Origin of the sequence: Paenibacillus sp. TAF43_2 (assembly GCF_052113545.1) — a bacterium.
Taxonomy (GTDB): Bacteria; Bacillota; Bacilli; order Paenibacillales; family Paenibacillaceae; genus Pristimantibacillus.
The window spans coordinates 1-22,776 of record NZ_JBFRDK010000107.1 but is presented as its reverse complement, the minus strand read 5'-3'; the positions used below and the strand labels follow the sequence as shown (position 1 = coordinate 22,776).

General features: G+C 44.7%; 21 protein-coding genes. 17 read left to right on the top strand and 4 right to left on the bottom strand.

Annotated features, from left to right (window positions below; genetic code table 11):
* Positions 1-97: 97 nt before the first annotated feature.
* Both ald and AB4Z17_RS21045 read right to left on the bottom strand, forming a co-directional pair.
* The gene (ald, locus tag AB4Z17_RS21050; RefSeq protein WP_441909419.1) at positions 98-1,237 is read right to left on the bottom strand and encodes an alanine dehydrogenase; all 1,140 of its coding nucleotides are present in this window, start codon (positions 1,235-1,237) and stop codon (positions 98-100) included.
* A 120-nt stretch (positions 1,238-1,357) separates the two neighbouring features.
* A complete protein-coding gene (locus tag AB4Z17_RS21045) occupies positions 1,358-1,975 on the bottom strand; it encodes a TetR/AcrR family transcriptional regulator (protein WP_441909420.1) in 618 nt (205 codons plus the stop codon).
* A gap of 349 nt (positions 1,976-2,324) precedes the next feature.
* Here AB4Z17_RS21045 and AB4Z17_RS21040 point away from each other — a divergent pair, with 349 nt between their 5' ends.
* The 13 genes from AB4Z17_RS21040 (at position 2,325) to AB4Z17_RS20980 (ending at position 14,976) form a co-directional block, all read left to right on the top strand.
* A complete protein-coding gene (locus AB4Z17_RS21040) occupies positions 2,325-3,347 on the top strand; it encodes an amidohydrolase family protein (RefSeq protein ID WP_441880945.1) in 1,023 nt (340 codons plus the stop codon).
* Entirely contained in the window at positions 3,322-4,050 is a 729-nt protein-coding gene (locus AB4Z17_RS21035; RefSeq protein ID WP_441961881.1) for an amino acid ABC transporter ATP-binding protein, read from the top strand. Before AB4Z17_RS21040 ends, AB4Z17_RS21035 begins: the two co-directional genes overlap by 26 nt.
* Before the next feature lie 26 nt (positions 4,051-4,076).
* Positions 4,077-4,865, top strand: coding sequence for a transporter substrate-binding domain-containing protein (locus AB4Z17_RS21030; protein ID WP_441961879.1), 789 nt, complete (start codon positions 4,077-4,079; stop codon positions 4,863-4,865).
* Positions 4,866-4,940: 75 nt separating this feature from the next.
* On the top strand, positions 4,941-5,594 hold the full coding sequence (locus AB4Z17_RS21025) for an amino acid ABC transporter permease (protein WP_441880947.1): 654 nt from the start codon (positions 4,941-4,943) through the stop codon (positions 5,592-5,594).
* A gap of 14 nt (positions 5,595-5,608) precedes the next feature.
* Complete coding sequence (locus AB4Z17_RS21020; protein WP_441961877.1) at positions 5,609-6,262, top strand: amino acid ABC transporter permease; 654 nt, start codon at positions 5,609-5,611, stop codon at positions 6,260-6,262.
* 327 nt (positions 6,263-6,589) lie between these two features.
* On the top strand, positions 6,590-8,704 hold the full coding sequence (locus AB4Z17_RS21015; RefSeq protein ID WP_441961875.1) for a stalk domain-containing protein: 2,115 nt from the start codon (positions 6,590-6,592) through the stop codon (positions 8,702-8,704).
* Between the two features lie 189 nt (positions 8,705-8,893).
* The gene (locus AB4Z17_RS21010; RefSeq protein WP_339203835.1) at positions 8,894-9,439 is read left to right on the top strand and encodes a 3-hydroxyanthranilate 3,4-dioxygenase; all 546 of its coding nucleotides are present in this window, start codon (positions 8,894-8,896) and stop codon (positions 9,437-9,439) included.
* Positions 9,440-9,452: 13 nt separating this feature from the next.
* Positions 9,453-9,917, top strand: a complete 465-nt coding sequence (locus AB4Z17_RS21005) for a RidA family protein (RefSeq protein ID WP_339203834.1) — start codon at positions 9,453-9,455, stop codon at positions 9,915-9,917.
* Positions 9,918-9,928: 11 nt separating this feature from the next.
* Positions 9,929-11,395, top strand: a complete 1,467-nt coding sequence (locus tag AB4Z17_RS21000) for an aldehyde dehydrogenase (protein WP_441961873.1) — start codon at positions 9,929-9,931, stop codon at positions 11,393-11,395.
* A gap of 64 nt (positions 11,396-11,459) precedes the next feature.
* The gene (locus AB4Z17_RS20995) at positions 11,460-12,239 is read left to right on the top strand and encodes a 2-keto-4-pentenoate hydratase (protein ID WP_441961871.1); all 780 of its coding nucleotides are present in this window, start codon (positions 11,460-11,462) and stop codon (positions 12,237-12,239) included.
* 13 nt (positions 12,240-12,252) lie between these two features.
* Positions 12,253-13,149 carry an acetaldehyde dehydrogenase (acetylating) gene (locus tag AB4Z17_RS20990; protein WP_441961869.1) on the top strand — a complete coding sequence of 299 codons (897 nt, stop codon included), beginning with the start codon at positions 12,253-12,255 and terminating at the stop codon, positions 13,147-13,149.
* Positions 13,150-13,152: 3 nt separating this feature from the next.
* Positions 13,153-14,184, top strand: a complete 1,032-nt coding sequence (gene dmpG, locus AB4Z17_RS20985; RefSeq protein WP_441909433.1) for a 4-hydroxy-2-oxovalerate aldolase — start codon at positions 13,153-13,155, stop codon at positions 14,182-14,184.
* A 3-nt stretch (positions 14,185-14,187) separates the two neighbouring features.
* A complete protein-coding gene (locus AB4Z17_RS20980) occupies positions 14,188-14,976 on the top strand; it encodes a 2-keto-4-pentenoate hydratase (RefSeq protein WP_441961867.1) in 789 nt (262 codons plus the stop codon).
* A 465-nt stretch (positions 14,977-15,441) separates the two neighbouring features.
* Here AB4Z17_RS20980 and kynU read toward each other — a convergent pair whose 3' ends face one another.
* A complete protein-coding gene (gene kynU, locus AB4Z17_RS20975) occupies positions 15,442-16,728 on the bottom strand; it encodes a kynureninase (RefSeq protein WP_441961865.1) in 1,287 nt (428 codons plus the stop codon).
* Positions 16,729-17,014: 286 nt separating this feature from the next.
* Here kynU and gap point away from each other — a divergent pair, with 286 nt between their 5' ends.
* The 4 genes from gap to AB4Z17_RS20955 are packed head-to-tail and all read left to right on the top strand — an operon-like array spanning position 17,015 to position 21,663.
* Positions 17,015-18,064 (top strand): type I glyceraldehyde-3-phosphate dehydrogenase, encoded by a 1,050-nt coding sequence (gene gap / locus AB4Z17_RS20970; RefSeq protein ID WP_441909437.1) that lies wholly within the window; start codon positions 17,015-17,017, stop codon positions 18,062-18,064.
* Complete coding sequence (locus AB4Z17_RS20965; protein ID WP_441961863.1) at positions 18,040-18,219, top strand: GapA-binding peptide SR1P; 180 nt, start codon at positions 18,040-18,042, stop codon at positions 18,217-18,219. Before gap ends, AB4Z17_RS20965 begins: the two co-directional genes overlap by 25 nt.
* Complete coding sequence (ppdK, locus tag AB4Z17_RS20960) at positions 18,206-20,863, top strand: pyruvate, phosphate dikinase (RefSeq protein WP_441961861.1); 2,658 nt, start codon at positions 18,206-18,208, stop codon at positions 20,861-20,863. The genes AB4Z17_RS20965 and ppdK overlap by 14 nt, the downstream gene beginning before the upstream one ends.
* Positions 20,863-21,663 carry a pyruvate, water dikinase regulatory protein gene (locus AB4Z17_RS20955; protein WP_441909541.1) on the top strand — a complete coding sequence of 267 codons (801 nt, stop codon included), beginning with the start codon at positions 20,863-20,865 and terminating at the stop codon, positions 21,661-21,663. The genes ppdK and AB4Z17_RS20955 overlap by 1 nt, the downstream gene beginning before the upstream one ends.
* Positions 21,664-21,725: 62 nt before the next feature.
* Here the strand turns inward: AB4Z17_RS20955 and AB4Z17_RS20950 are convergent, their stop codons facing one another.
* Complete coding sequence (locus AB4Z17_RS20950; RefSeq protein ID WP_441961859.1) at positions 21,726-22,547, bottom strand: MerR family transcriptional regulator; 822 nt, start codon at positions 22,545-22,547, stop codon at positions 21,726-21,728.
* Positions 22,548-22,776 lie beyond the last annotated feature (229 nt).

Here is a 22,776-nt window from a genome sequence, read left to right as displayed (position 1 = left end):
GGTCTCTGTTACGCTGGCAATAAGAGACTTTATTTGCTCGGTTGATCTTCCTTCCATCATCTGAATCGTTACGATTGGCATATCTAATGATTCTCCCTTACAAGGCAACTTGCTTAGAAGGGGTATTCAAATAGTCGGAAATGTCAATGTAATCGTATCCGTGTGCATCGGCAACCGCTTTATAGGTTACAATGCCTTCAGCAATATTAATTCCTCTAGCAATGGCTTTGTTGTCTAGAGCAGCCTGCTTGTACCCTTTGTTGGCAATTTGTACGCCATAAGGAATCGTTACATTAGTTAAAGCAATCGTAGAAGTTCGAGCGACGGCACCAGGCATGTTCGCAACGGAATAGTGGATGACACCATGTTTTTCATAGGTAGGATTGCTGTGTGTAGTAATACGATCCACCGTTTCAATAGAACCGCCTTGATCGATGGCAACGTCGACGATAACTGACCCCGGCTGCATCGTTTTAACCATTTCCTCGGTAACTAAGCGAGGAGCCCTCGCTCCTGGAATAAGAACAGCACCGATTAAAAGATCAGCCTTTTTCACCGCTTCTGCGATGTTATAGCTATTGGACATTAGCGTTCGAATACGCCCGCCAAACATATCGTCAAGCTGCCGAAGGCGATCTGGACTTACATCGAGTACGGTAACAGAAGCACCGAATCCGACAGCGATCTTAATCGCATTTGTACCAACGATTCCGCCGCCGATAATGACCACCTCACCAGGCGCTACCCCAGGCACGCCGCCTAATAAAACACCTTTTCCGCCATGCGGCTTCTCAAGGAATTGGGCACCGATCTGGATCGACATCCGTCCGGCAACTTCACTCATCGGCATGAGCAGCGGCAAAGCTCCATTATCGAATTGAATTGTTTCATAGGCGATGGCCACGACCTTGCGATCGACCAATGCTTTCGTTAACTCTGCTTCTGGAGCAAGGTGAAGATAGGTATATAATAATAAGCCTTCACGAAAATAAACATATTCTTCTGCAAGCGGCTCTTTCACTTTAATAACCATTTCTGCAGACCAGACTTCCTGAGCAGTGGACACAATTTTAGCTCCTGCGGCTAAGTAGTCAGCGTCCGAGAATCCGCTGCCTGCTCCTGCTTGCGCTTCTATCCAAACCTCATGACCATTGTTCAAGAAGGCCGTTACTCCGGCTGGTGCAATTCCGACACGGTTTTCGTTGTTTTTAATTTCTTTTGGAACCCCGATAATCATCTGCTTTTCCATCCCTTCAACCAATTTTGTGCAAACAAGTTGACGCAGCATCAATATAAAATAAATATGACAAAGTGTCAATATTATTGTGCAAGAATGCCAAAAAGGCATACCGAGCCCTTATAAGTAAAGAGCGTCGGTATACATAGTTGTGATGGTATTCGCAATTTCTTCGAGAGTATATTGGTGTCTGTTATGAACAATATCCCATTGATACATTTCATTCGAATAGAACCATTGGCATGCAACGAGCTCTGCTTTTAAGTCTGTTCGAGCTAAACCATGCTGCTGAGAGTAGGTGATGTCAGTCGTTATGCTTTGAATAAGCTTGTGTCGTATTTCTTCCCATTTTGTATTTACCGCGGATGAGAGTCCCATAGCTTCAGCAAACACTTTCATCATGTCTCGTTCTGATTCGGCTATTTGGAAGAAGGTGAGTACTTGACTCTTAATGACCTTTTTAGCCTCTTCTTTGGATGTCGGTTGGAAGGAGATATTCGCGATATCAAAAAACTGCTGCATGACGTCTTCCATCAATACGATTAGAAAATCATCTTTTCCGGTAAAATGGGTATAGGCTGTACCATAACCGGTTTTTGCCAATTTAATAATTTGATTAATTGTACTGTTCTGAAAGCCTTCTTTTAAATAAACGGTTCTGGCTGCTTTTAAAAGCTTTTGCCTCGTTTGCTGCGATCTAAGGTGTCGACCGTCGATATCTTTTATTTCGTTTTCCATATAGGATCTCAACCTTTCAAGAGAATATTGCCTGTAGAGTACTATACATTCTAGTCGAATGACATCCCTATTGTAAATATAAAAAAGAATGGCGGTTCATCGACTATCATTCAAAATCAAATTTGCATAATTCTTATTGACATGATGTCATAATCATCATAATATGATAGATATCCAAGCTGAAAGTTTACAAAGGATGCACAATTTGTAAGCGGTTTATTTAAATAGTATACCTCATTTGGGATTCGATGGTGTTTTTTTTCAAAAAAACTGACATCTCGTCATCTTTATTCCCAGCTCATGCTTTTCTACTTAGAATGATATCCCTTTTATAAGGAGGTTTCAAATCATGCGAATCGATACGCATACGCATATTATACCTGAGCAGCTTCCCGATTTTTATCAGAAATACGGGGGAGATCGATGGCCGATATTAAATCGAACATGTACTTGCGGTGCTACGATTATGGTAGCCGGCAAATCATTTCGTGAAGTAACGGATCAAGTATGGAGCCCCAAAAAAAGAATAGAGGATATGGATAGGGAAAACGTCGATATGCAGGTTTTGTCTCCAATTCCAGTTACCTTTTCTTATTGGGCACCATTAGATGAAGCAATAGAGATGTCACGCATTCAGAATGACTTTATAGCTGAAACGGTCGCGCAGCATAGAAACCGTTTTGCCGGGCTCGGTACCGTCCCGATGCAGGACGCTGATGCCGCTATTCGTGAAATGGATCGCTGCATGCATGAGCTTCATTTAAATGGAATTGAAATCGGCTCCAACATAAATGGCAAAAATTTAGACGATCCTTCCTTTATTGCATTTTTCCAAATGGCTGAAGAATGGAAGGTCCCCTTGTTCATTCATCCATGGGAGACACTCGGAAAAGATAGAACGCCAAGGCATAATTTCATGTATACGATAGGCATGCCAAGCGAAACGGCTCTAGCGGCAGCTACTTTTGTTTGGAGCGGCCTAATGGAGAGATTCCCAGATTTGCAGGTTTGTTTTGCTCACGGCGGCGGATCGTTTCCCTATATTCTGCCAAGGCTTGATCAAGGGTGGAACGTATGGCCGCAGCTTCGTTTAACAACGCATCCGCCCAGCTATTATGCCAAAAAAATGTTTTATGATTCTTTAGTGTTCGATCCTCTTAACCTCAAATTCATGATAGATAGATTTGGTCATGAACAAATTATGATGGGCTCTGATTACCCCTTTTTGCTAAGGGAGGTTCCTCCAGGCCAGGTCATCGAACAAAGCCTCAACTTAACCGAAGAAGAAAAGGCCGCTTTATTTGGCGGAAATGCTGCAAAATTCTTTCGTATCGGAGGTTCACCGCGTGATTCAATTTCGCAAAATAAATAAACATTATGGCTCGAACCACGTCCTGAAAGATATTGATCTAAACATCAAAGAAGGAGAAGTGGTTGTCATCATTGGTCCATCAGGATCTGGAAAAAGCACGCTTCTGCGCTGCATTAACCGATTGGAGAATGTTACTTCTGGAGAACTTGTTGTGAATGGCCATAAAGTGAATGACAAGCACACGAATATTAATGTCATGCGGCAAGAGATTGGAATGGTATTTCAGCATTTTAATCTATATCCACATAAATCAGTTATTGAGAACATCACGCTTGCACCTATCAAAGTACGAGGCATGCCAAAGAACGAGGCTGAGAAGCTGGCTATGTATTACCTTGATAAAGTTGGGATAACGGAGAAAGCAAATGTTTTCCCCTCCAAACTATCAGGCGGTCAGCAGCAAAGGGTTGCTATTGCAAGGGGACTTGCAATGAAGCCGAAAGTCATGCTTTTTGACGAACCGACATCTGCATTAGATCCTGAAATGGTTGGTGAAGTTTTAGACGTCATGAAAGCGCTAACACGAGAAGGCATGACTATGGTTGTGGTTACGCATGAAATGGGCTTCGCACGTGAAGTAGCCGATCGCGTTATATTTATGGATCAAGGTCAGATCGTTGAAGAAGGAAAACCTGAACATTTCTTTTCCAGTCCAAGTGAAGACAGAACGAGATTGTTTCTTAGTCGAATTCTGGTTCATTAATAAAAGGGAATAAGGGGGATTTACGTATGAAGAAATGGCAGAAGAATTTAAGTATAACGGTTGCATCGGTGTTGCTTACTGTTAGTCTGGCTGGGTGCGGAGGTAAAGCAGAACCGGCATCAGGCAAGGATCAGAAAAAAATTTCCGTCGGAATTGGCGCAGATGCTTTTCCATTTGGTTATGTTGACACGGGAGATAACAAAACCAAAGGTTTTGACCTCGATATTGCAGCAGCTATCGTAAAAGACATCACGGGCTCGGAAGACAATATTGAATATGTTGAAGTGAATGGTAAAACAAGAATACCGATGCTCAAAAATGGCGACATCGATCTGATCGTTCGGACGATGACAATTACAGAAGAGAGAAAGCAGGAAGTGGATTTCTCTGATCCGTATTTCAGTGCAGGGCAATCACTGCTCGTGCCGGAGAATTCAGCAATTACAAGCATTGCAGATTTAAAGGGCAAGAAGGTTATCGCTGTTAAAGGAACGAGAGACGGCAAAGTAATTGAAGAAAAATCACCGGAAGCAGTCGTATCTGAATATGAGAACCTTGGCGAAGCGTTTACGGCGCTTAGCACGGGCAAAGGTGATGTGCTAACGACTGACAATGCTATTTTAATGGGACTTGCCTTGGAAAACCCGGGATATAAACTAGTTGGCGGTGTTATTGAAGATCAGCCATGGGGAATCGCAGTGAGAAAAGGCGATAAAGAAATGCTGGATAAGGTTAATGCTTCGCTAAAAAAATTAAAAGAAACCGGTGAGTACGACAAAATATATGAAAAATGGTTAAAACAAAAACCAGAATAATGGCAGGAGGGGACGAATGCGTTCATTCGTCCCTTTATCTCCTTAGACATCTAGAAGCGGAGAGGACTGAGTTAGATGTTGGATTTTTCAATTTTACTTGAATACAGGGAACAATTTTGGGCTGGTTTTCTAACAACGCTTCAGGTCAGTCTGCTCGCGCTGCTATTAAGTTTAGTGATTGGAACGATCGTTGCCGTCATGAAGATTTCTCCCGTGAAGCCCGTTAAGGGCTTGGCGACGATGTATATTGAATTTATTCAAAATACGCCCTTGCTCATACAAATCTTTTTCTTCTATTTTGGTTTACCGGCGGTAGGGATCCAATTAAATGCCTTTGTAAGCGGAACGCTTGGATTAGCCGTATATTCGGGTGCCTATATTGCAGAAGCGATTAGGGCAGGAATTCAAGCAGTACCTCATGGGCAGGTTGAGGCGGGGCGGGCATCAGGACTTACTTACATTCAAACGATGCGACATATTATTTTGCCGCAGGCGATTAAAGTTGTTATCCCGCCTCTTGGCAATCAATTTCTAAATTTGGTGATGGGCTCTGCTATTCTGGGATCGATATCCGGCAAGGATCTTATGTATTACGGGGACATTATTTCATCAGATACGTTTATTGTATTTGATGTATACATTTTTGTAGCTATTTTCTACTTAATATTGACGCTTCCGCTCAGTCTCTTTATCGGCTATCTAGAACGGAAATTATCGGCGAGCGATTAGAAAGGAGAGCTGTCATGGATTTCATAGGTGCTTACTCAGCGAATAATCTTCTTTACTTACTTAAAGGATTTTTAGTAACGATTGAAGTATCAGCTCTCTCTATTGTATTAGCCTTCGTATTTGGTACGATCATGGGCATTATTAGATATGCCAAAATTCCTATTATTGCGAGAATCATTGCTCTCTATGTAGGTTTAATTCGCAACATTCCGCTTCTGCTCGTCTTTTTCTTTATCTTTTTTGCACTGCCGGAAATTGGCTTAAAGCTGGACGTGTTTACCGCATCAGTTGCGGGCTTGACGATTTATGCGTCAGCTATGTTATGTGAAATTGTCCGCAGCGGTTTAAATTCCATTTCTAAGGGGCAGGTGGAGGCTGCAAGGGCTTCCGGCTTAACCTATGTCCAAACGATATGGCATATTATTCTCCCGCAAGCGCTAAAACGGATGATTCCGCCTATCGTCAGCGAGTGTACTTCTATTCTCAAAGGCTCATCGCTTGCTATCGTAATCACACTCCCAGAAATGATGCGAAGTGCACAAATTATTTATAACTATAATGTTAAGTTTGTTATTCCAATTTTAATGCTAGTCGCTATTCTTTACTTCATCGTCAATTATACGCTTTCTTTACTTGCACGCAGATTGGAAAGACGATTAACGATTTAATGTTGTGTGATCGATAGGGGAATGATGACTGAAAATGAGTCTTGGCGAATGGTAATTTCGACAGACTCTTATTTGTCGTTGCAGCTTTTTTTCAGAATAAAAGAATGACAAAAAAATGAAATCAATCATATTGACACTGTGTCACATTCAATATATTGTTAGGATGATTCTGGAATTACATCTGATGTTTTTGAAGGAGGCTGTTAAAGGGGCTGAATACGTTCGAGCTAAGAACAGCATGAATGTTTTGTCAGGGTTGCTCGATCAGATCAATTGCAAGCGTTTCCAAAAGGTGATGAATATTTTATTCCTGGAGGTTTTGAACTGATGAAAAAAGCGGTCAGGCAGCGAATTTTTAGTAGTGTTCTCCTCGTAACTGTTGTTAGTACGCTTATCTTTCCGTCTTTACCTATCTTTGCATCCTCTGATACAACTGCCGTTAAGGCAGAATCCAATTCAGGCGCCTATGTTGCGAAGCGCACAGGCGTCAACGTGAATGCACCTGATGCCGGACAACCGTATCCAGTAGACGAAACGCATAAAAGATTGCCGGGTGAGCCCGCCGAACCAGCAGAAGGCAGCTGGGGTTACAATGTAGAGACTGGCGTATTTACTCATCCGACGGTCATGCCGGAAAATGAAGGACCACAGCCGTTCAACGGCAGCTTGCCTTATCTAGACTTGAATCAATATATTAAAAACATGAAGGTTGAAGCCTTCTATCCATTCGTAGCGGGGTACGGACACAGCTGGCAAACATCCTTTGATTTGGATGGACGTCGCTATTTGTATGACTATGAGACCAATCAATACAATTTGTTTGATATAACGGATCCGCTAAAGGCCGAGCTTATTACGACAAAATGGATCGATAAACAAGCGGGTGAACATCAATTTGGCCCATTTAACGTGAAGTACAACGAGGAATTAGATAAAAATTTAGCTGTTCAGTGCTATGAGGTTCCGCGCTACGGCAAAATAACGAATAAGTACACGAATCCAGACGAAGTAAAGGCAATTCGCGACTTTGAAATGCTGCGCGGCTTCCGAATTTACGAGGTGAACGGCCCGAACTGGACGGATTGGAAAATTCTTTCCGAGACGCCGCTTGATTCAAGCGCTTACTCCAAAGATAAGCCTCAGCAGGGATCTGGATGCCAAGATATCCCAGTCTATTCCGGCGATAAATATTTATTTGTTGCAGGTGCTCCAGACGACAGCTACGCGAACACAGAATATAAAACCTATCTTTATTCAGGTGCACAGCTTGTCTATGACATCTCTGATCCAACAAAACCAAAGCAGCTATCGATTTGGTCAGTACCTGGACAACGCATTGGCGAAGAAGCACAATATAATCTAAATCCGCGAGCGGGTAATAAAACAAGCTGGATGGGATCGCGAATGCCGTTGTTTATTCCGAAGACAGTAGAAGAAGGCGGAAAATACGGTTATGCAGCGATGGGGGGATTAGGCTTCTACATTGTAGATATTTCTGATCCGAACAATATGAAGACGGTATCGCATCTTGAAATGCCGATGAGCTTTGCAGGCACTGAGGGCGATAATATCGACGTCAGTAAAGTAGAGACGACAGGCATGGTTTATTACAGCGGTTATCCGCTCAGCGAGGATTGCCATGAGCCGTATAAAGAAATTTACGCAATTGATGTTAAAGATCCGCTAAATCCGAAAATAGCAACGATTATGCCGCGTCCAACGCCGCCGGCAGATGCGCCGTTTACGGACTATTGCCAGCGTCGAGGCAGCTTCGGACCGAAGCGTACCGGCTATGCTGAAATTCAGCCAGGTACGCCAAGCCAACAATATATGCCCTATGCATTCTACAATGCAGGCATTCAAATGTTTGATCTTAAAGATCCGTTAAAACCAACGATTGCTGCTTATTTTGTGCCGAAAATGTCAGGCGAATTGACTGACGATGAAGGTAAAAAGTATATGAGCGATCAATCTGATCCCGTGCATGGCACCTTTGTAGAATGGGATCGCCATTTAATTTGGGTGTTCTCTGGTCATGGGATGTACGTCCTTTCTTCGCCGCTTCTTGGTGATCCTGTTAGCGGACTGCCTAAGGCGAGTCTCCAGCTTAACGGTGAGGCGGCACTTCCTTTGGCGGCACAGCCTTTTAGCAAAGATGGTTCAACGCTCGTTCCCTTACGTACTATTTTTGAGAAATTAGGTTATGAAGTGAAATGGAATGGTGCTTCCAAGACGGTAACGGGGACAAAAGACGGCGTTACCATTCAACTGCAGATTGGGCAGAAGGAAGCAACGGTGAATGGAGTGAAGAAACCGATGGCTGCTTCTTCAGTCATGGTGGGCGGTACAACGTATATTCCGATCTCCTTTATTGAACTAGCAACCGGAAGTAAAGCCGTGTGGAATCAGGATGATAAGGCGATTGTTGTGACTAGTATTTAAGATGATTTGGCAGGGAGAAGACCGCAGTAGTGCCGATTGGCGACGCGGTCTTTTCCCTTTTTTAATGCGCTTTCAAATAAAACTGACATATCGTCAATATTAATATTGACACGATGTCGACATTATCTTATAGTGAAAACAAGATCAGCTTTTATCCAAAAAATATCGATTTGAAGGTGAGGGTTTATTATGGCAACTGCTAAATCATTAACCGCTTTTAATCTTTTGAAATGGATTGAAGATAACAAGGAGCAGCTCAAACCACCCGTTAATAACAAGGTAATATGGGAAGATTCTGAGTTTATTGCCATGGTGCTTGGCGGGCCGAACAGACGCAGAGACTTTCACATTGATCCGTCCGATGAGTTCTTCTATCAAGTGAAGGGCTCTTGTTATGTGGAATGTATTACCGAGGCTGGCGAGCGTAAGGTTGTTGCCGTTAATGAAGGCGAAGTATTCATGCTGCCGGCAATGGTACCGCATTCACCGCATCGTGTGGCTGACACGTTTGGCATCGTTATTGAGCGCAAACGCGACAAAGGGGAGCTAGAGGATTTTGTATGGTTTTGCGAGAGCTGCAATCACGAGATGCACCGCGTTACCGTACAGTTAACCGATATTGAAACACAGGTAAAAGGAGCGATCCACAGCTTCAATTCAAATATAGAAGTGCGTACTTGCAAATCATGCGGACATGTAATGTCTGAAGAAGTTAAGGAATGGAAACCAGAATAAGAAGGTGACTTAGGTGGAAAATCAAGCGCTGGCAACACCGGAAGAAAACTTGCAAAAGCTTGGCATTACGCTTGGCTCCTCACGTCCGCTGGTAGGCAATTATGTAACCTGCGTTAGGGCGGGGAACCTGCTCTTCACAGCAGGTCAGGGGGTAGATGAGTATCATGGAAAACTGGGCAGGGATTTAACCGTCGAGGAAGGTTATCTGGCTGCACGGCAATCGATGATTAATTTATTAAAAGTCGTGAAGCAGGAGCTCGGCGAGCTTAGCAAAGTGAAACGTGTGGTCAAAATTTTAGGTTTCGTAAATAGCACAGAAGATTTCACGCAGCAGCCGAAAGTAATGAATGGCGCATCTGACTTGCTGGTTGATGTTTTCGGAGATAAGGGCAAGCATGGAAGATCCGCGGTTGGAATGGCGCAGCTCCCAAACAATACAGCCATTGAAATTGAAATGACTCTCGAAATTGAAGAGTAGGAGGGCTGTAGATGAATCATGACATTATAGCAAATCCTGCTGTAAAAGATGCGAAGCTATTTATCGGCGGCGCATTCGTAGATTCCATTTCGAGTGCCACATTCGATACGATTAATCCGGCAACGAATATGAAGCTGGCCTCAGTGGCAATGGCGAATGAAGCAGATACGATCAGGGCGATCGAGGTAGCGCAGAGAACGTTCGAAAGCGGCATTTGGAGCCATATGACAGTAGAGAAAAGAGCCGAAATTTTATGCCGCATGTCCGATTTGATTATGCAAAGGCATCAAGAAATTGCGGTACTAGAAACACTTGATGTCGGCAAGCCGATTAAAGAAAGCCGTGGCTTTGATATACCGAGAGCGGCATCGAATATGAGATTTTTTGCCGAAATGGCACTCTATCATCATGCTGAAAATTTTGAAAAGCAAGGCATGATGTCCTATACCAAATATGCACCAGCGGGCGTAACCAGCATCATTATTCCTTGGAACTTGCCCTTCATGCAAATGACCTGGAAGGTATCGGCAGCACTTGCAGCTGGCAATACGGTTGTTGTTAAACCAGCTTCGAACACACCGCTCAGTGCTTTTGTTCTTGGGGAAATTGCAAATGAAGCTGGGCTTCCTCCGGGCGTATTGAACATCATTGCCGGATCAGGCAGCACGGTTGGCACAATTATGGCTTCCCATCCTTATGTTCGCCGAATTTCATTCGTCGGCGAGTCGGGTACAGGTAAGACGGTCATGCGAAATGCAGCAGAATCATTGATTCCAGTTTCTCTCGAGCTGGGCGGCAAATCAGCTAATATCGTTTTTGAAGATGCTGATTTGGATGAAGTTGTGAAAGGCTCAATCGATGCCATCTACCGTAATCAAGGACAAATCTGTCTTGCCGGCTCACGTATGCTGCTTCATGAAAGCGTATACGATACGTTTTTGGAAAAATTTATTGCAGCTGTTAATCAAATAAAAGTAGGTATGCCGCTTGACGAAGAGACGGATATGGGGGCACTCGTATCCAAATCACATCTCGAAGAGGTCCACAGCTATGTGGAGATAGGACTCGCTGAGGGTGCGAAACTCGGCTGCGGAGGCACACGCGTCGAAGGGCTTGGAAATGGCAACTTCTATAAGCCAACTGTGCTTTATGATGTAGACAACAAGATGCGAGTTGCGCAGGAGGAGATTTTTGGACCGGTTCTCGTGGTCATTCCATTCAAAACAGAAGAAGATGCGATTCGAATAGCAAACGACTCGATTTATGGACTTGCTGGCGTCGTTTGGACGAATGACCTGCGCCGCGCACATCGTGTGGCCGCTTCTGTAAACTCCGGATTGTTTTGGATTAATTGCTGGTATTTCCGCGATCTGCGTACCCCATTTGGAGGCTCGAAAGCTAGTGGAATCGGCCGTGAAGGCGGTCGTCATAGCTTTGATTTCTATACAGAAGCCAAATCGATCACGATGAAGCTATAAGGAAGATGGTGACGATATCGTCACCATCCGCTTTATTTTTAGGAGGAAAGAGAGGACATTTACTATGAACCCAATCATCAATACGCTGGCAAGTGAACTATTGGAAGCGGAAGCGACAAAAGTGGCTATCGCACCTTTTACTGAACGTTATTYGGAAATAACTGTAACCGATGCCTATCACGTACAATTGCAGGTCGTCAAGCAAAAGCTGGAGGCAGGTCGTCACATTATAGGCAAGAAAGTTGGACTAACAAGCAAAGCGATGCAAACGATGCTGAATGTCAATGAGCCGGATTATGGACATTTGCTTGATGATATGGAAGTGCAAGATCAAAGCATCGTAAAAGCAAAGGAAATGATCGCACCTCGCATTGAAGCGGAAATCGGCTTCATCCTTGATCGGGATCTGAAGGGGCCGGATGTAACGTTCCTCGATGTGCTGCTAGCTACAAAATATATTGTGCCTACATTAGAAATTATTGATAGCCGAATTGCGGATTGGAAAATCAAGCTGATCGATACGGTAGCTGACAATGGTTCATCGGCAAAAGTTGTGATCGGGAAGAAAAAAACGTCTATCGACAATATAGATTTACGCGATCTTGGAATGATTTTATTTAAAAATGGCGAGCAAGTCGCAACGGGAGCGGGAGCAGCTGCACTCGGACATCCAGCCCATGCGATTGCATGGCTTGCGAACAAGCTTAGTGAATTTGATATTTCATTAAAGGCTGGAGAAATTATTTTGCCGGGTGCTTTGTCAGGAGCGGTTCAGGTTAAAGCCGGAGACCACATCGAAGCACGATTTGGTTCTATCGGGTCGGTATCCGTAGCATTCGAGTAGGAGGACAAACCATATGGGGAAATTGAAAGCAGCTATTATCGGATCTGGCAACATCGGTACGGATTTAATGTACAAGCTGGAAAGAAGCCATTGGCTTACGCTTACAGCGGTAATCGGCATCGATCCGAATTCGGAAGGACTTGAGCGGGCCAAAGGACGCGGATATGCGACTTTTTCGAATGGCATTCAGGGGCTTATCGACAATCCTGAGCTTGCAGACATTATTTTTGATGCTACTTCCGCCAAAGCTCATGTTAAACATAATGAAGTGCTGCAAAAGATGGGCAAAATGGTCATTGATTTAACACCGGCAGCAGTTGGGCCATTCCTATCCCCTGTCGTAAACATGGGCAATCATCTGCAAGCGACGAACGTCAATATGATCACATGCGGGGGGCAAGCAACGATCCCGATCATTCATGCTATAAATGAAGCGGCGGACGTCGTTTATGCTGAGATTGTAGCGACAATCGCAAGCAAAAGCGCGGGGCCAGGCACGCGAGCTAATATCGATGAGTTTACGATTACAACACGCCGCGGTATAGAAGAGGTGGGCGGTGCAGATCGTGGAAAAGCGCTAATCGTCTTAAATCCAGCAGATCCGCCGTTTATGATGCGAGACACCGTCTATTGCGAAGTGAAAAATATGRATGAGGCCGTGATAAGCAAAGCGATTTATGACATGGTTGAACGCGTAAAAGAATACGTGCCAGGCTATCGCTTGAAGCAGGAGCCTATTTTTGATGGAAATCGAGTATCGGTGTTTCTCGAGGTAGAGGGAGCGGGAGATTACTTCGCGCCATACGCAGGCAATCTTGATATTATGACGGCTGCCTCTGTCCGGGTAGCTGAAGATTATGCAAAAAACCGCCTATCAAACCAGTCTAGCGAAACGAATAGCGAGGTGTAAAGGGTGAACCGAAAAAGTAATCAGCCGGTCCAAATTACGGAAGTGTCCTTGCGGGATGGCAGCCATGCGGTTGCACACCAATTTACAGAGGAACAGGTACGGAGCGTTGTTCGTGCGCTTGATGATGCGGGCATGCACAATATTGAAGTCAGCCATGGCGATGGTTTAGGCGGGTCGACTTTGCAGTATGGCCGTTCGCTCGTTGATGAAATGAAGCTGATTGAAGCAGCCGTAGATGAAAGCAAACAAGCGAAGATCGCCGTTCTACTGCTGCCGGGCATAGGGACGGTTCATGAGCTGAAGCAAGCAAGAGCTCTAGGGGCGAGTCTAGTACGAGTAGCAACCCATGTCACGGAAGCAGATGTGTCGGCCCAGCATCTTTATATGGCTAGAGAGCTCGGCATGGAAGCGATTGGYTTCCTGATGATGTCGCATTCCGCTCCCGTAGAAAAACTGGTGGAACAAGCGAAATTGATGGAAAGCTATGGCGCTGAGGCTGTGTATGTGACGGATTCTGCCGGAGCGCTGCTGCCGCATCAGGTTCGTGAGCGAATTGAAGCGTTAAAACAAGCCTTATCGATAGAAATTGGTTTCCACGCGCACAATAATCTGTCTTTGGCAGTTGCCAATACGCTTGTAGCAATCGAAGAAGGGGCAACTCGAATTGATGGCAGCGTGCGATGCTTGGGGGCTGGAGCGGGCAATACCCAAACAGAGGTTTTAATTGCGGTGTTAGATCGATTAGGTCTGAATATCGGGATCGATTTGTATAAAATGATGGATTTGGCTGAGCATATCGTCGGTCCACTTCTTCAGCGCCCGCAAGAAATTGTCACGGGCAGTCTCGTGATGGGTTATGCGGGTGTATACTCCAGCTTCCTGCTGCATGCGGATCGCGCAAGCAAAAGATTTGGCATTGACTCGCGCGACATTCTAATTGAGCTTGGCAGAAGGGGCATTATCGGCGGACAAGAAGACATGATTGTTGATGTTGCCGCAGAGCTGGCGGACAGATATAAGAACGGGGTGTTGTAAACGATGGAGATCACACGCGAAATGGAACAAGAAATCGCAACGTATTTGTACGATGCCGAGAAAGAGTGCAGAGAAGTAATTAAGGTTACAGATCAATATCCAGACTTAACGATAGAGAAGGCTTATGATGTGCAAAAGCAGCTGTTGCAGCGCAAGATTCAAGCTGGCACGCGCTCGATTGGCTATAAGCTGGGGCTGACTAGCAAAGCAAAGCAGGAAATGATGGGTGTCTATGAAGCGATTTACGGTGAGCTGACTAGCGATATGCTAGCTTTGGAATGGGAATCTATCGATTTCAAACAGTTGATTCATCCGAAGGCTGAGCCGGAAATTGCTTTCTTTATAGGCGAGGATTTGCAAGGAACGAATATAACCGGTGAAGATGTGCTGCGTGCAACGCAGTATGTTGCTGCAGCGATTGAAGTAATAGACAGCAGGTATTTGGATTTCAAGTTTACGCTTGYGGATGTTGTAGCGGACAATTGCTCATCGGCTAAATTTATAATTGGCAGCAAAATGGTTCCCGTGCGAGAGTTGAATTTGCCTGAAATCGGCGTTGTGCTCTCGAAAAACAATCAAGTGATGGCTACTGGCGCCGGTGCCGCGGTGCTGGGCGACCCCGCTGTATCGGTCGCATGGGCTGTTAATAAGTTAGGCGAGYGCGGCTTAGGGCTGCGCAAAGGCGATATCGTGCTGAGCGGAGCGATTACGGAAGCGATTGCTTTTCAGCCGGGAGATACAATTCAAGCACAGTTTGCTCATCTGGGAAGCGTATCTTTAAGCTGCGTATAAGCATGGCTTGGAAATGAAAATGACATTCAAACTGATAACAGTTTGGGTGTCATTTTTAGTTTGTTTTGGTTGAGGGGATGCTTACATTTTCATTTTCATTCCTAACGAACTCAGTAGACGCTATTGGGCAGGAAATTGTGTTTTCTGAACGCTAACGAACTCCAGTGGCGTTATTGCTCAAATTGATGTCCAAATGTGAGGTAACTTAGGCAAATAGGGAGTGTGGGGTTCGTTAGAAATTAAAACAAGCCTAATTTGATCAAATAGCGACTGTGGAGTTCGTTAGAACATGCAGGAGGAGGGATGGGGGAGTAGGCTTACCAGATGCGTTTACTAAACGGGGATTGAAACTCATTCCTTACTATTAATAAACTCCGTAATAATGTCTACCGTACCGCTTCAAAAACCCCCGTTCCACTATTTGCGGAGAGGGGGCTGCGTTACATTTGTTATTCGTTTAGTCAACTAGGCAACAACGCCGCGTTTGGCATCAAATGCTTCGTACTGCCTCTCTACAATGATGTTCTTGAGAATTTGTACGGTTTGCCAAACGTCTGCATAGGTCGTGTAGAGAGCAACTGGTGCAAGGCGCACGACGTTCGGAGAACGGTAGTCGGGGATGACATGATTTTGCTTAAGAGCTTTGCATATTCGAATCGCCTCATCGTGCTCCAAGCTGATATGGCCGCCGCGGCGGTCATCCTCTTGCGGATTTGCAAGCACGTAACCAAGACCCGGCAGCTCATGATTAATTAACTCGACCATGTAGCGTGAAATATGCAGTGACTTCTCGCGAATTTGTTCGATTGAAGTCATGTCAAAAATTTCCAATGCTCCAATGAGCGGTGCGATGCTGAATATATGCGGCGTTCCGATTTGATAAGCGCCTGCAGTGTGCTCGACTGTTAAATTGTGCTCCATATCGAATTGCTTGCTTTTATTAGAGCTGTACCAACCCGTTAAACCAGGAACACGGCCAAAATGCTTCTTGTTCACATAAAGAGAGGCAACGCCGCCCGGTCCGCCATTCAAATATTTATAATTGCACCACAGCGCAAAATCCACGTCCCAATCACTGAAATAATGAGGAATAGAGCCTACCGAATGACAGCCATCAAACCCAATTATTATACCTCGAGCATGTGCTTCTGCTGTTAGACGTTTAATATCTAGTAATTGTCCGCTTCTATATAGCACGGTCGGAAGCAGTATGACAGAGATCTCCTCGGACATTGCTGCGATAATATCATCTTCTTCAATCATTCGGCCATCACGGCTGGCTACACGAACCAAATGTGTCTCGGGATCATACCCTTTTAGGCGAAGCTGGCTTTGAAGAGCATAAATGTCGGTCGGAAAATCGAGATCAGTTGCCATTATTTTCGTACGATTGCCTGATGGTTGATAGAAGGTTGACACAAGCTGATGAATATTCGTCGATGTAGAACCTGTAATAATTACTTCCTCCGCATCTGCTCCGACAAGGGCAGCCATCTGCTTGGAAAGGGATTCAGGCAAGAAAAACCATGGGCGCTCGCCCTGGGTCCAACCATCGATCGTTTGTGTTTTCCATGACTCAAGCATCTCAAGCATCGTTCGTTCAGCGCGTTTGGAAATGAGGCCAAGCGAATTTCCGTCTAAATAAATCATGCCGTCAGGTACATAAAACTCTTCGCGCAAATGTGCCAGCTTATCCATATGATCTAATTGTTTGGCGTACTCTAACGAATAATCCTGCGTAATCGCTTTCAATTATGTCACCTCTTCTTGAGTAAATTCTACTATTGTTTAGATAACTATATTATAATTATGACATGGTGTCAATATTATTCAAAATGGTGTACAATCAACAAAACGAGTCGATCAAGTGGCTGGCGTAAATCGTCTTAACATTCATACTCACTTCAGTATATGACGCATATATAAAAACATAGTAAATAATATGTGATTTATGCGTCTTATATAATTATATATTGCGTACTAAATATTTATATGTTATGTATTATATAGATTTAAATCATAACAGGGGGTAATGGTAATGGAGGTTGGAGTGGGCATTAGCGGCACGGGTAGAATTGGCAGATTACTTATACGCAGAGCTTTTTCCAAAAAAATGAAAGGACTGAGGGTTAAAGCGGTCAACTCAACCTATCCTGTTGAGACCATTGCACATTTATTAAAATATGACACGGTACATGGCATCTGGGATGCAGATGTATCTGTACAGGATGGAGATCTCCGGATTAACAATAATAAGATTAAATATTTAACGGAAAAAGATCCGTCGCGGCTTCCTTGGAAGGAGCTGGGCGTAACGCTGGCAATTGATGCGACGGGTAAGTTTACAGATCGTGAAGGTGCATCAAAACATATTGCGGCAGGTGCCGAGACGGTACTGATTACTGCTCCTTGCAAGGGAGCCGACCTTACGGTTGTGATGGGAGTTAACGAGCATCGCTTTGATTCGAATCGACATCGCATTATCTCCGCAGCCTCTTGTACGACAAACTGCGTTGCTCCAGTGCTAGATGTGCTAGATCAAGCTTACGGCATAAAGCAGGCATGGATGACTACGATACATTCCTACACCAGTGATCAGAATCATATGGACAATCCTCACAAAGATCTTAGACGTGCACGTGCATGTGCACAATCCATTATCCCCACTTCAACGGGAGTAGGTAAAGCGCTTACTGATGTATTGCCGCACTTAGCTCCGCTCGTTCAAGGGATCTCGGTACGTGTTCCGACTCCGAATGTATCGCTAGTTGATTTGACTGTTCATCTGGCCAAAAAGACTTCATATGAGGAAGTAAAACAAGCTTTTGTATTTTCCGCTGCGACGAACTTGAAATCTTATCTTGATGTAGTCGATATACCGCTTGTTTCATCGGATTACATTGGAAATGAGTTTTCAGCTATTATTGATGGTTCATCTCTTATGGTGAGCGGAGACCAATTAAAGGTTTTGGCATGGTATGACAATGAGTGGGCTTATTCCTGCAGAGTAATGGATTTGGCGCAATGGGCATGTAACCCACATTCTATCGGGGGTGTTGAGGGATGGAAACAAACCGCTGCAAGGTAAAAATGGGAGTGATACTCTGTAAGCATTGCGATTCAGTCATTGATACCTTGGATACTGAAAAAGTAACGGTCTATTACTTGGAGTGCGGTCAAGCCAATTGCACGAATTACAATTCCGGGAGAAAACAAGGAGGCACGAGTGATGACGAGCAATAGAGTGCTGTTCTTTCATGAAGGCAACGCAGGGATGAAGCATCTGCTCGGTGGAAAAGGTGCGAATTTGGCAGAAATGACGAATGCCGGACTTCCAGTTCCTCCTGGGTTCACAGTTACAACGGAGGCTTGCAGAGCTTATTATGCTGGAGGGCAGCTTTTGCCGGAAGGTCTATTCGTGGAAATTCGGAATGCTTTAATGTTAGTGGAAAAGCTGAAAGGACAATCATTCGGCGGGGATGAGAATCCGCTGCTGGTATCAGTCCGCTCGGGCTCGGTTAATTCAATGCCCGGAATGATGGACACTATTCTTAACCTAGGGCTTAACGATGTTACGGTAGAGGCGCTTGCTCGCCAAACGGGAAACCCGCGTTTCGCTTATGATTGTTATAGAAGGCTCATCCAAATGTTCGGTAACGTCGTATTTGATATTGAAGGTTTATATTTTGAATCACTGCTGCATCAATTGAAGCTAAGCAGATCTATAGAAGATGATAAGGATTTGCCGGCAGAAGCTTGGATGGAATTGATTGTTTCCTATAAACAGTTAATTGAAGCAAAATCACGCCAAATGTTTCCGCAAAATGTTTACACCCAGCTTGAGCTAGCCGTCGAAGCCGTATTTCGTTCGTGGAACAATCACCGGGCAATCGTCTATCGGAAAGCATATAACATTCCAGATTATCAAGGAACAGCAGTAAATATTCAATCGATGGTATTCGGCAATATGGGGGATAATTGCGGAACAGGAGTATTGTTTACCCGAAATCCTTCAACGGGCGCCAAGATGCTCTACGGGGAGTACTTGATCAACGCCCAAGGTGAGGACGTTGTTGCTGGCGTGCGAACACCTCTGCCGATTGCAAAGCTGGAGCAGGAAATGCCAGCAGTATTTAAACAACTTGTAGAAACAGCCGCTAAGCTGGAAGCTCATTATAAGGATATGCAGGATATTGAATTTACGGTGGAGAACGGCTCACTGTTCATTTTGCAGACACGGAATGGGAAAAGAACGGCACAAGCAGCGGTAAAGCTAGCTGTTCATTTTGCCAAGGAAGGCATACTGAAGCGGGAGGAGGCGCTCGCTCGAATAGAGGTGGAGCATTTGGATAAATTGCTTCACCGAGCGATTGATGAGGATGCTAAGCTGGATGTGCTGGCAACGGGACTGCCAGCATCGCCGGGAGCAGCTACGGGGCAAGTTGTTTTTGATGCTGACAAGGCTGAGGAATGGGTGCGCGAAGGCAAAAKGGTTGTGCTTGTCAGCGCAGAGACAAGTCCGGAAGATATTCACGGCGTAATCGCTGCCGAAGGCGTGTTAACAAGCCGTGGGGGGATGACAAGCCACGCCGCCGTTGTGGCACGGGGAATGGGGAAGCCATGTGTATGCGGCTGCGAAGAAGTTCGCATCGATAAAGATCCAGCGTTATTCACTGCCGGTGAAATCACGGTACGTGAAGGCGATTGGATAACGCTGGACGGTTCCACTGGACGCGTAATTTTGGGCGGAGTGACGCTCAAAGAACCAGAAATTAGCGTGGAGCTGGAGGAGCTGCTCGAATGGGCGGATGAAGTGCGCGATTTGGCTGTTCGAACGAATGCCGACACACCGGAGGATGCGGAGAAAGCAAGAGCATTCGGCGCAGAAGGCATCGGTCTATGCAGAACGGAGCATATGTTCATGTCCGCGGAGCGCTTGCCTGTCGTTCAAGCCATGATCCTGGCGGATACGAAGGAGGAGCGGCAACGAGCACTCGATCTGCTTCTCCCGATGCAGCAAAGCGATTTCGAAGGTATATTTACCGCGATGGATGGTTTTCCTGTAACAATAAGGCTGCTCGACCCTCCTTTACACGAATTTTTACCGCATTTGGAGGAGCTGGTCGTGAGACAGCAGCAAATACTCCTAGCTGCAAATGTTCACGAGCATGTCAGCGAAAAGCAAGCATTGGATGCTCTTATACGCAAGGTGCGCAATCTGCAAGAGATGAACCCGATGCTTGGACAACGAGGCTGTCGTTTAGGCATTCTTTTCCCCGAGATTTACGAAATGCAAGCCATTGCGATATTCCATGCTGTAGTGAATTGTAAAAATAGAGGAATTCAAGTTTTACCTGAAATTATGATTCCTCTTGTGGGGCATGCGAACGAGCTGAAAGTGATGCGATTGCTTGTTGAAGGTGCTGCTGATACGGTGCTTGGCCCAAATAAAGAACACATATCATATAAAATAGGGACGATGATTGAGGTGCCTAGAGCGGCGTTAACCGCAGACAAAATTGCCGATCATGCTGACTTTTTCTCTTTTGGTACAAATGATCTGACACAAATGACCTTCGGCTATAGTCGGGACGATGCGGAGGGCAAGTTTCTCAGTCACTATGTTGACCATGAGATATTACCCGTAAATCCATTTCAGGTGCTGGACACCGAAGGGGTTGGTCTTTTAGTCGAATGGGCTGTTCAGAAAGGCCGATTACGTAAACCGCAGCTCAAAACAGGCATTTGCGGGGAGCATGGCGGGGATAAGGAATCGATCTTTTTCTGCCACAACGCGGGATTAAATTATGTCAGCTGTTCCCCTTACCGGGTGCCTCTGGCAAGAATAGCTGCGGCTCAAGCTAAGATGAAATTCGGAAAACAATGATGCACAATGAGCAGCAATATTTAGTCATTTGCTCTGACTCAATTGGCGAAACCGCCGAGGCGGTTGCTCAGGCGACCATTCGTCAATTTAACCCAGAGCAAGTTGCGGTCAGGCGGTTCAGCAATATACGAAGTGTAAATGAGGTTCGGCAAGTTGTTAAGGAAACGGCAGAAAAGGGTGGTTTTATCGCTTATACGCTAGTCCAGCCAGAACTGCGGGAAATGATGAAAGCAGAAGCCACACGATTTCAAATTCGCGCAGTGGACATTATGGGTCCGATGCTTCAGGCGTTTGTGGACACGTATGGAAATACGCCTAAACGACAACCGGGCCTGCTCCATGAAATGAATGAGGATTACTTTCGGAGAATAGAAGCGATGGAGTTTGCGGTCAAATATGATGACGGTCGGGATGCCCGCGGCATGCTGCAAGCCCAGGTCGTTCTGATTGGCGTATCACGTACATCAAAAACGCCGTTAAGTATCTATTTGGCGCATAAAGGCATAAAATCCGCGAACTTGCCCATCATGCCAGAGGTCAATCCACCTATGGAGCTATTCAAAATTCCAAGCCGCCGCATCATTGGACTTACAATGGATGCTGAGCATATTCTTAATATCCGCACGGAGCGGTTGAAAGTGCTTGGACTTCCTACGGGGTCCCAATATGCAACATTTCAGCGTATCATAGAGGAGCTGGAATACGGGCAAGCGTTAATGAAGCAATTAGGCTGCGTCGTTATCAATGTGTCGAACAAAGCGATAGAAGAAACGGCTGGACTTATTATGGACTATATTTAATCTTACAAAAGCGGGAATGTCCCTTAAGGTCTATGACCTTGAGAGACAGTCCCGTTTGCATTTTACTCTGAACAGGGTACCAATAACGCTTGAAGCTCATATACCCATTGAAAAATGCCTGTAAAAATAACGGATTGGACAATAAATGCTAGTTCAGCATCATATTTCGTTTTTGCATCGGTTATCATATTTTGCATGGCCAATGCTTTTTGATCTTCGGAGCAATAACCATAAATATACGTTCCGGCTGGCAATACGGCCATATTGTCTGCCTCGGCAGGCCACTTTTCACAGACACCAAATAGGACAGAATGGTTTTCAGACTGCTCTTTTTCTAATGTCGTCAATATAAATGCTGTATGTTCGAAAATAAATGAATCTCCCTCGCCGCCACTGCTATATTGCATGAGCAGATCCTGCAGCAGTTGGAAATTTTCAATGCTCGGCTGCTGGATAGAAGGAAACGTTAAGATCATTCTTTTTGGAATTTGTTTGCACGAAAAAATATGATCGGAAAGCTGCTCTGGTATGAGTGTCGTACGCGTTTCATACTGTTCTCTCAAAGCTAAAAGCAATTTTTTAGTTTGTTGCAGTTGTTTAATTTCCTGATCTATTTTATCTTCAGTCGCTATCAGACAAGGAATAATATATTCATAATGGTCATTTGCGAACAGCTCTTTTATATCGTTCAAAGGCATACTTCGTTGTTTGCAAAAGTTAATCACGTTCAGATAAACCAATTCCTCATCTGAATAATAGCGATAACCCGTGTGAACATCTACTTTTGCAGGCTTCAACAAGCCAATTCTGTCATAATGCCGTAAGGTTTCTATGGTCGTGCTGCTTCGTTTGGCAGTTTCTCCGATAGAGTAGTATGTCCTCATGTCAATCTGCTCCTATTGACTCTTATGTTACACAAGAGTTTATGATTTTCATTGTAATTAAATTCGATTGATTATACAAACAAGAGCTAAACAGCATGAATCTAGAAAGGAAGAAATTCCAATTGAACAAATGGTATAAGCTCGATAATGCTGCAAAGCTTTTTCCATCCGTTACGAATACAAAAAACACTTCTGTTTATCGAATTTCAGCCGTATTGAAGGATAGAAT

Excerpts from the sequence above, each read along its gene's own strand:
- ald (WP_441909419.1), bottom strand. The coding sequence starts at position 1,237 with ATGATTATCGGGGTTCCAAAAGAAATTAAAAACAACGAAAACCGTGTC.
- AB4Z17_RS21045 (WP_441909420.1), bottom strand. The coding sequence starts at position 1,975 with ATGGAAAACGAAATAAAAGATATCGACGGTCGACACCTTAGATCGCAG.
- AB4Z17_RS21040 (WP_441880945.1), top strand. The coding sequence starts at position 2,325 with ATGCGAATCGATACGCATACGCATATTATACCTGAGCAGCTTCCCGAT.
- AB4Z17_RS21030 (WP_441961879.1), top strand. The coding sequence starts at position 4,077 with ATGAAGAAATGGCAGAAGAATTTAAGTATAACGGTTGCATCGGTGTTG.
- AB4Z17_RS21025 (WP_441880947.1), top strand. The coding sequence starts at position 4,941 with ATGTTGGATTTTTCAATTTTACTTGAATACAGGGAACAATTTTGGGCT.
- AB4Z17_RS21020 (WP_441961877.1), top strand. The coding sequence starts at position 5,609 with ATGGATTTCATAGGTGCTTACTCAGCGAATAATCTTCTTTACTTACTT.
- AB4Z17_RS21015 (WP_441961875.1), top strand. The coding sequence starts at position 6,590 with ATGAAAAAAGCGGTCAGGCAGCGAATTTTTAGTAGTGTTCTCCTCGTA.
- AB4Z17_RS21010 (WP_339203835.1), top strand. The coding sequence starts at position 8,894 with ATGGCAACTGCTAAATCATTAACCGCTTTTAATCTTTTGAAATGGATT.
- AB4Z17_RS21000 (WP_441961873.1), top strand. The coding sequence starts at position 9,929 with ATGAATCATGACATTATAGCAAATCCTGCTGTAAAAGATGCGAAGCTA.
- gap (WP_441909437.1), top strand. The coding sequence starts at position 17,015 with ATGGAGGTTGGAGTGGGCATTAGCGGCACGGGTAGAATTGGCAGATTA.
- AB4Z17_RS20965 (WP_441961863.1), top strand. The coding sequence starts at position 18,040 with ATGGAAACAAACCGCTGCAAGGTAAAAATGGGAGTGATACTCTGTAAG.
- AB4Z17_RS20955 (WP_441909541.1), top strand. The coding sequence starts at position 20,863 with ATGCACAATGAGCAGCAATATTTAGTCATTTGCTCTGACTCAATTGGC.
- AB4Z17_RS20950 (WP_441961859.1), bottom strand. The coding sequence starts at position 22,547 with ATGAGGACATACTACTCTATCGGAGAAACTGCCAAACGAAGCAGCACG.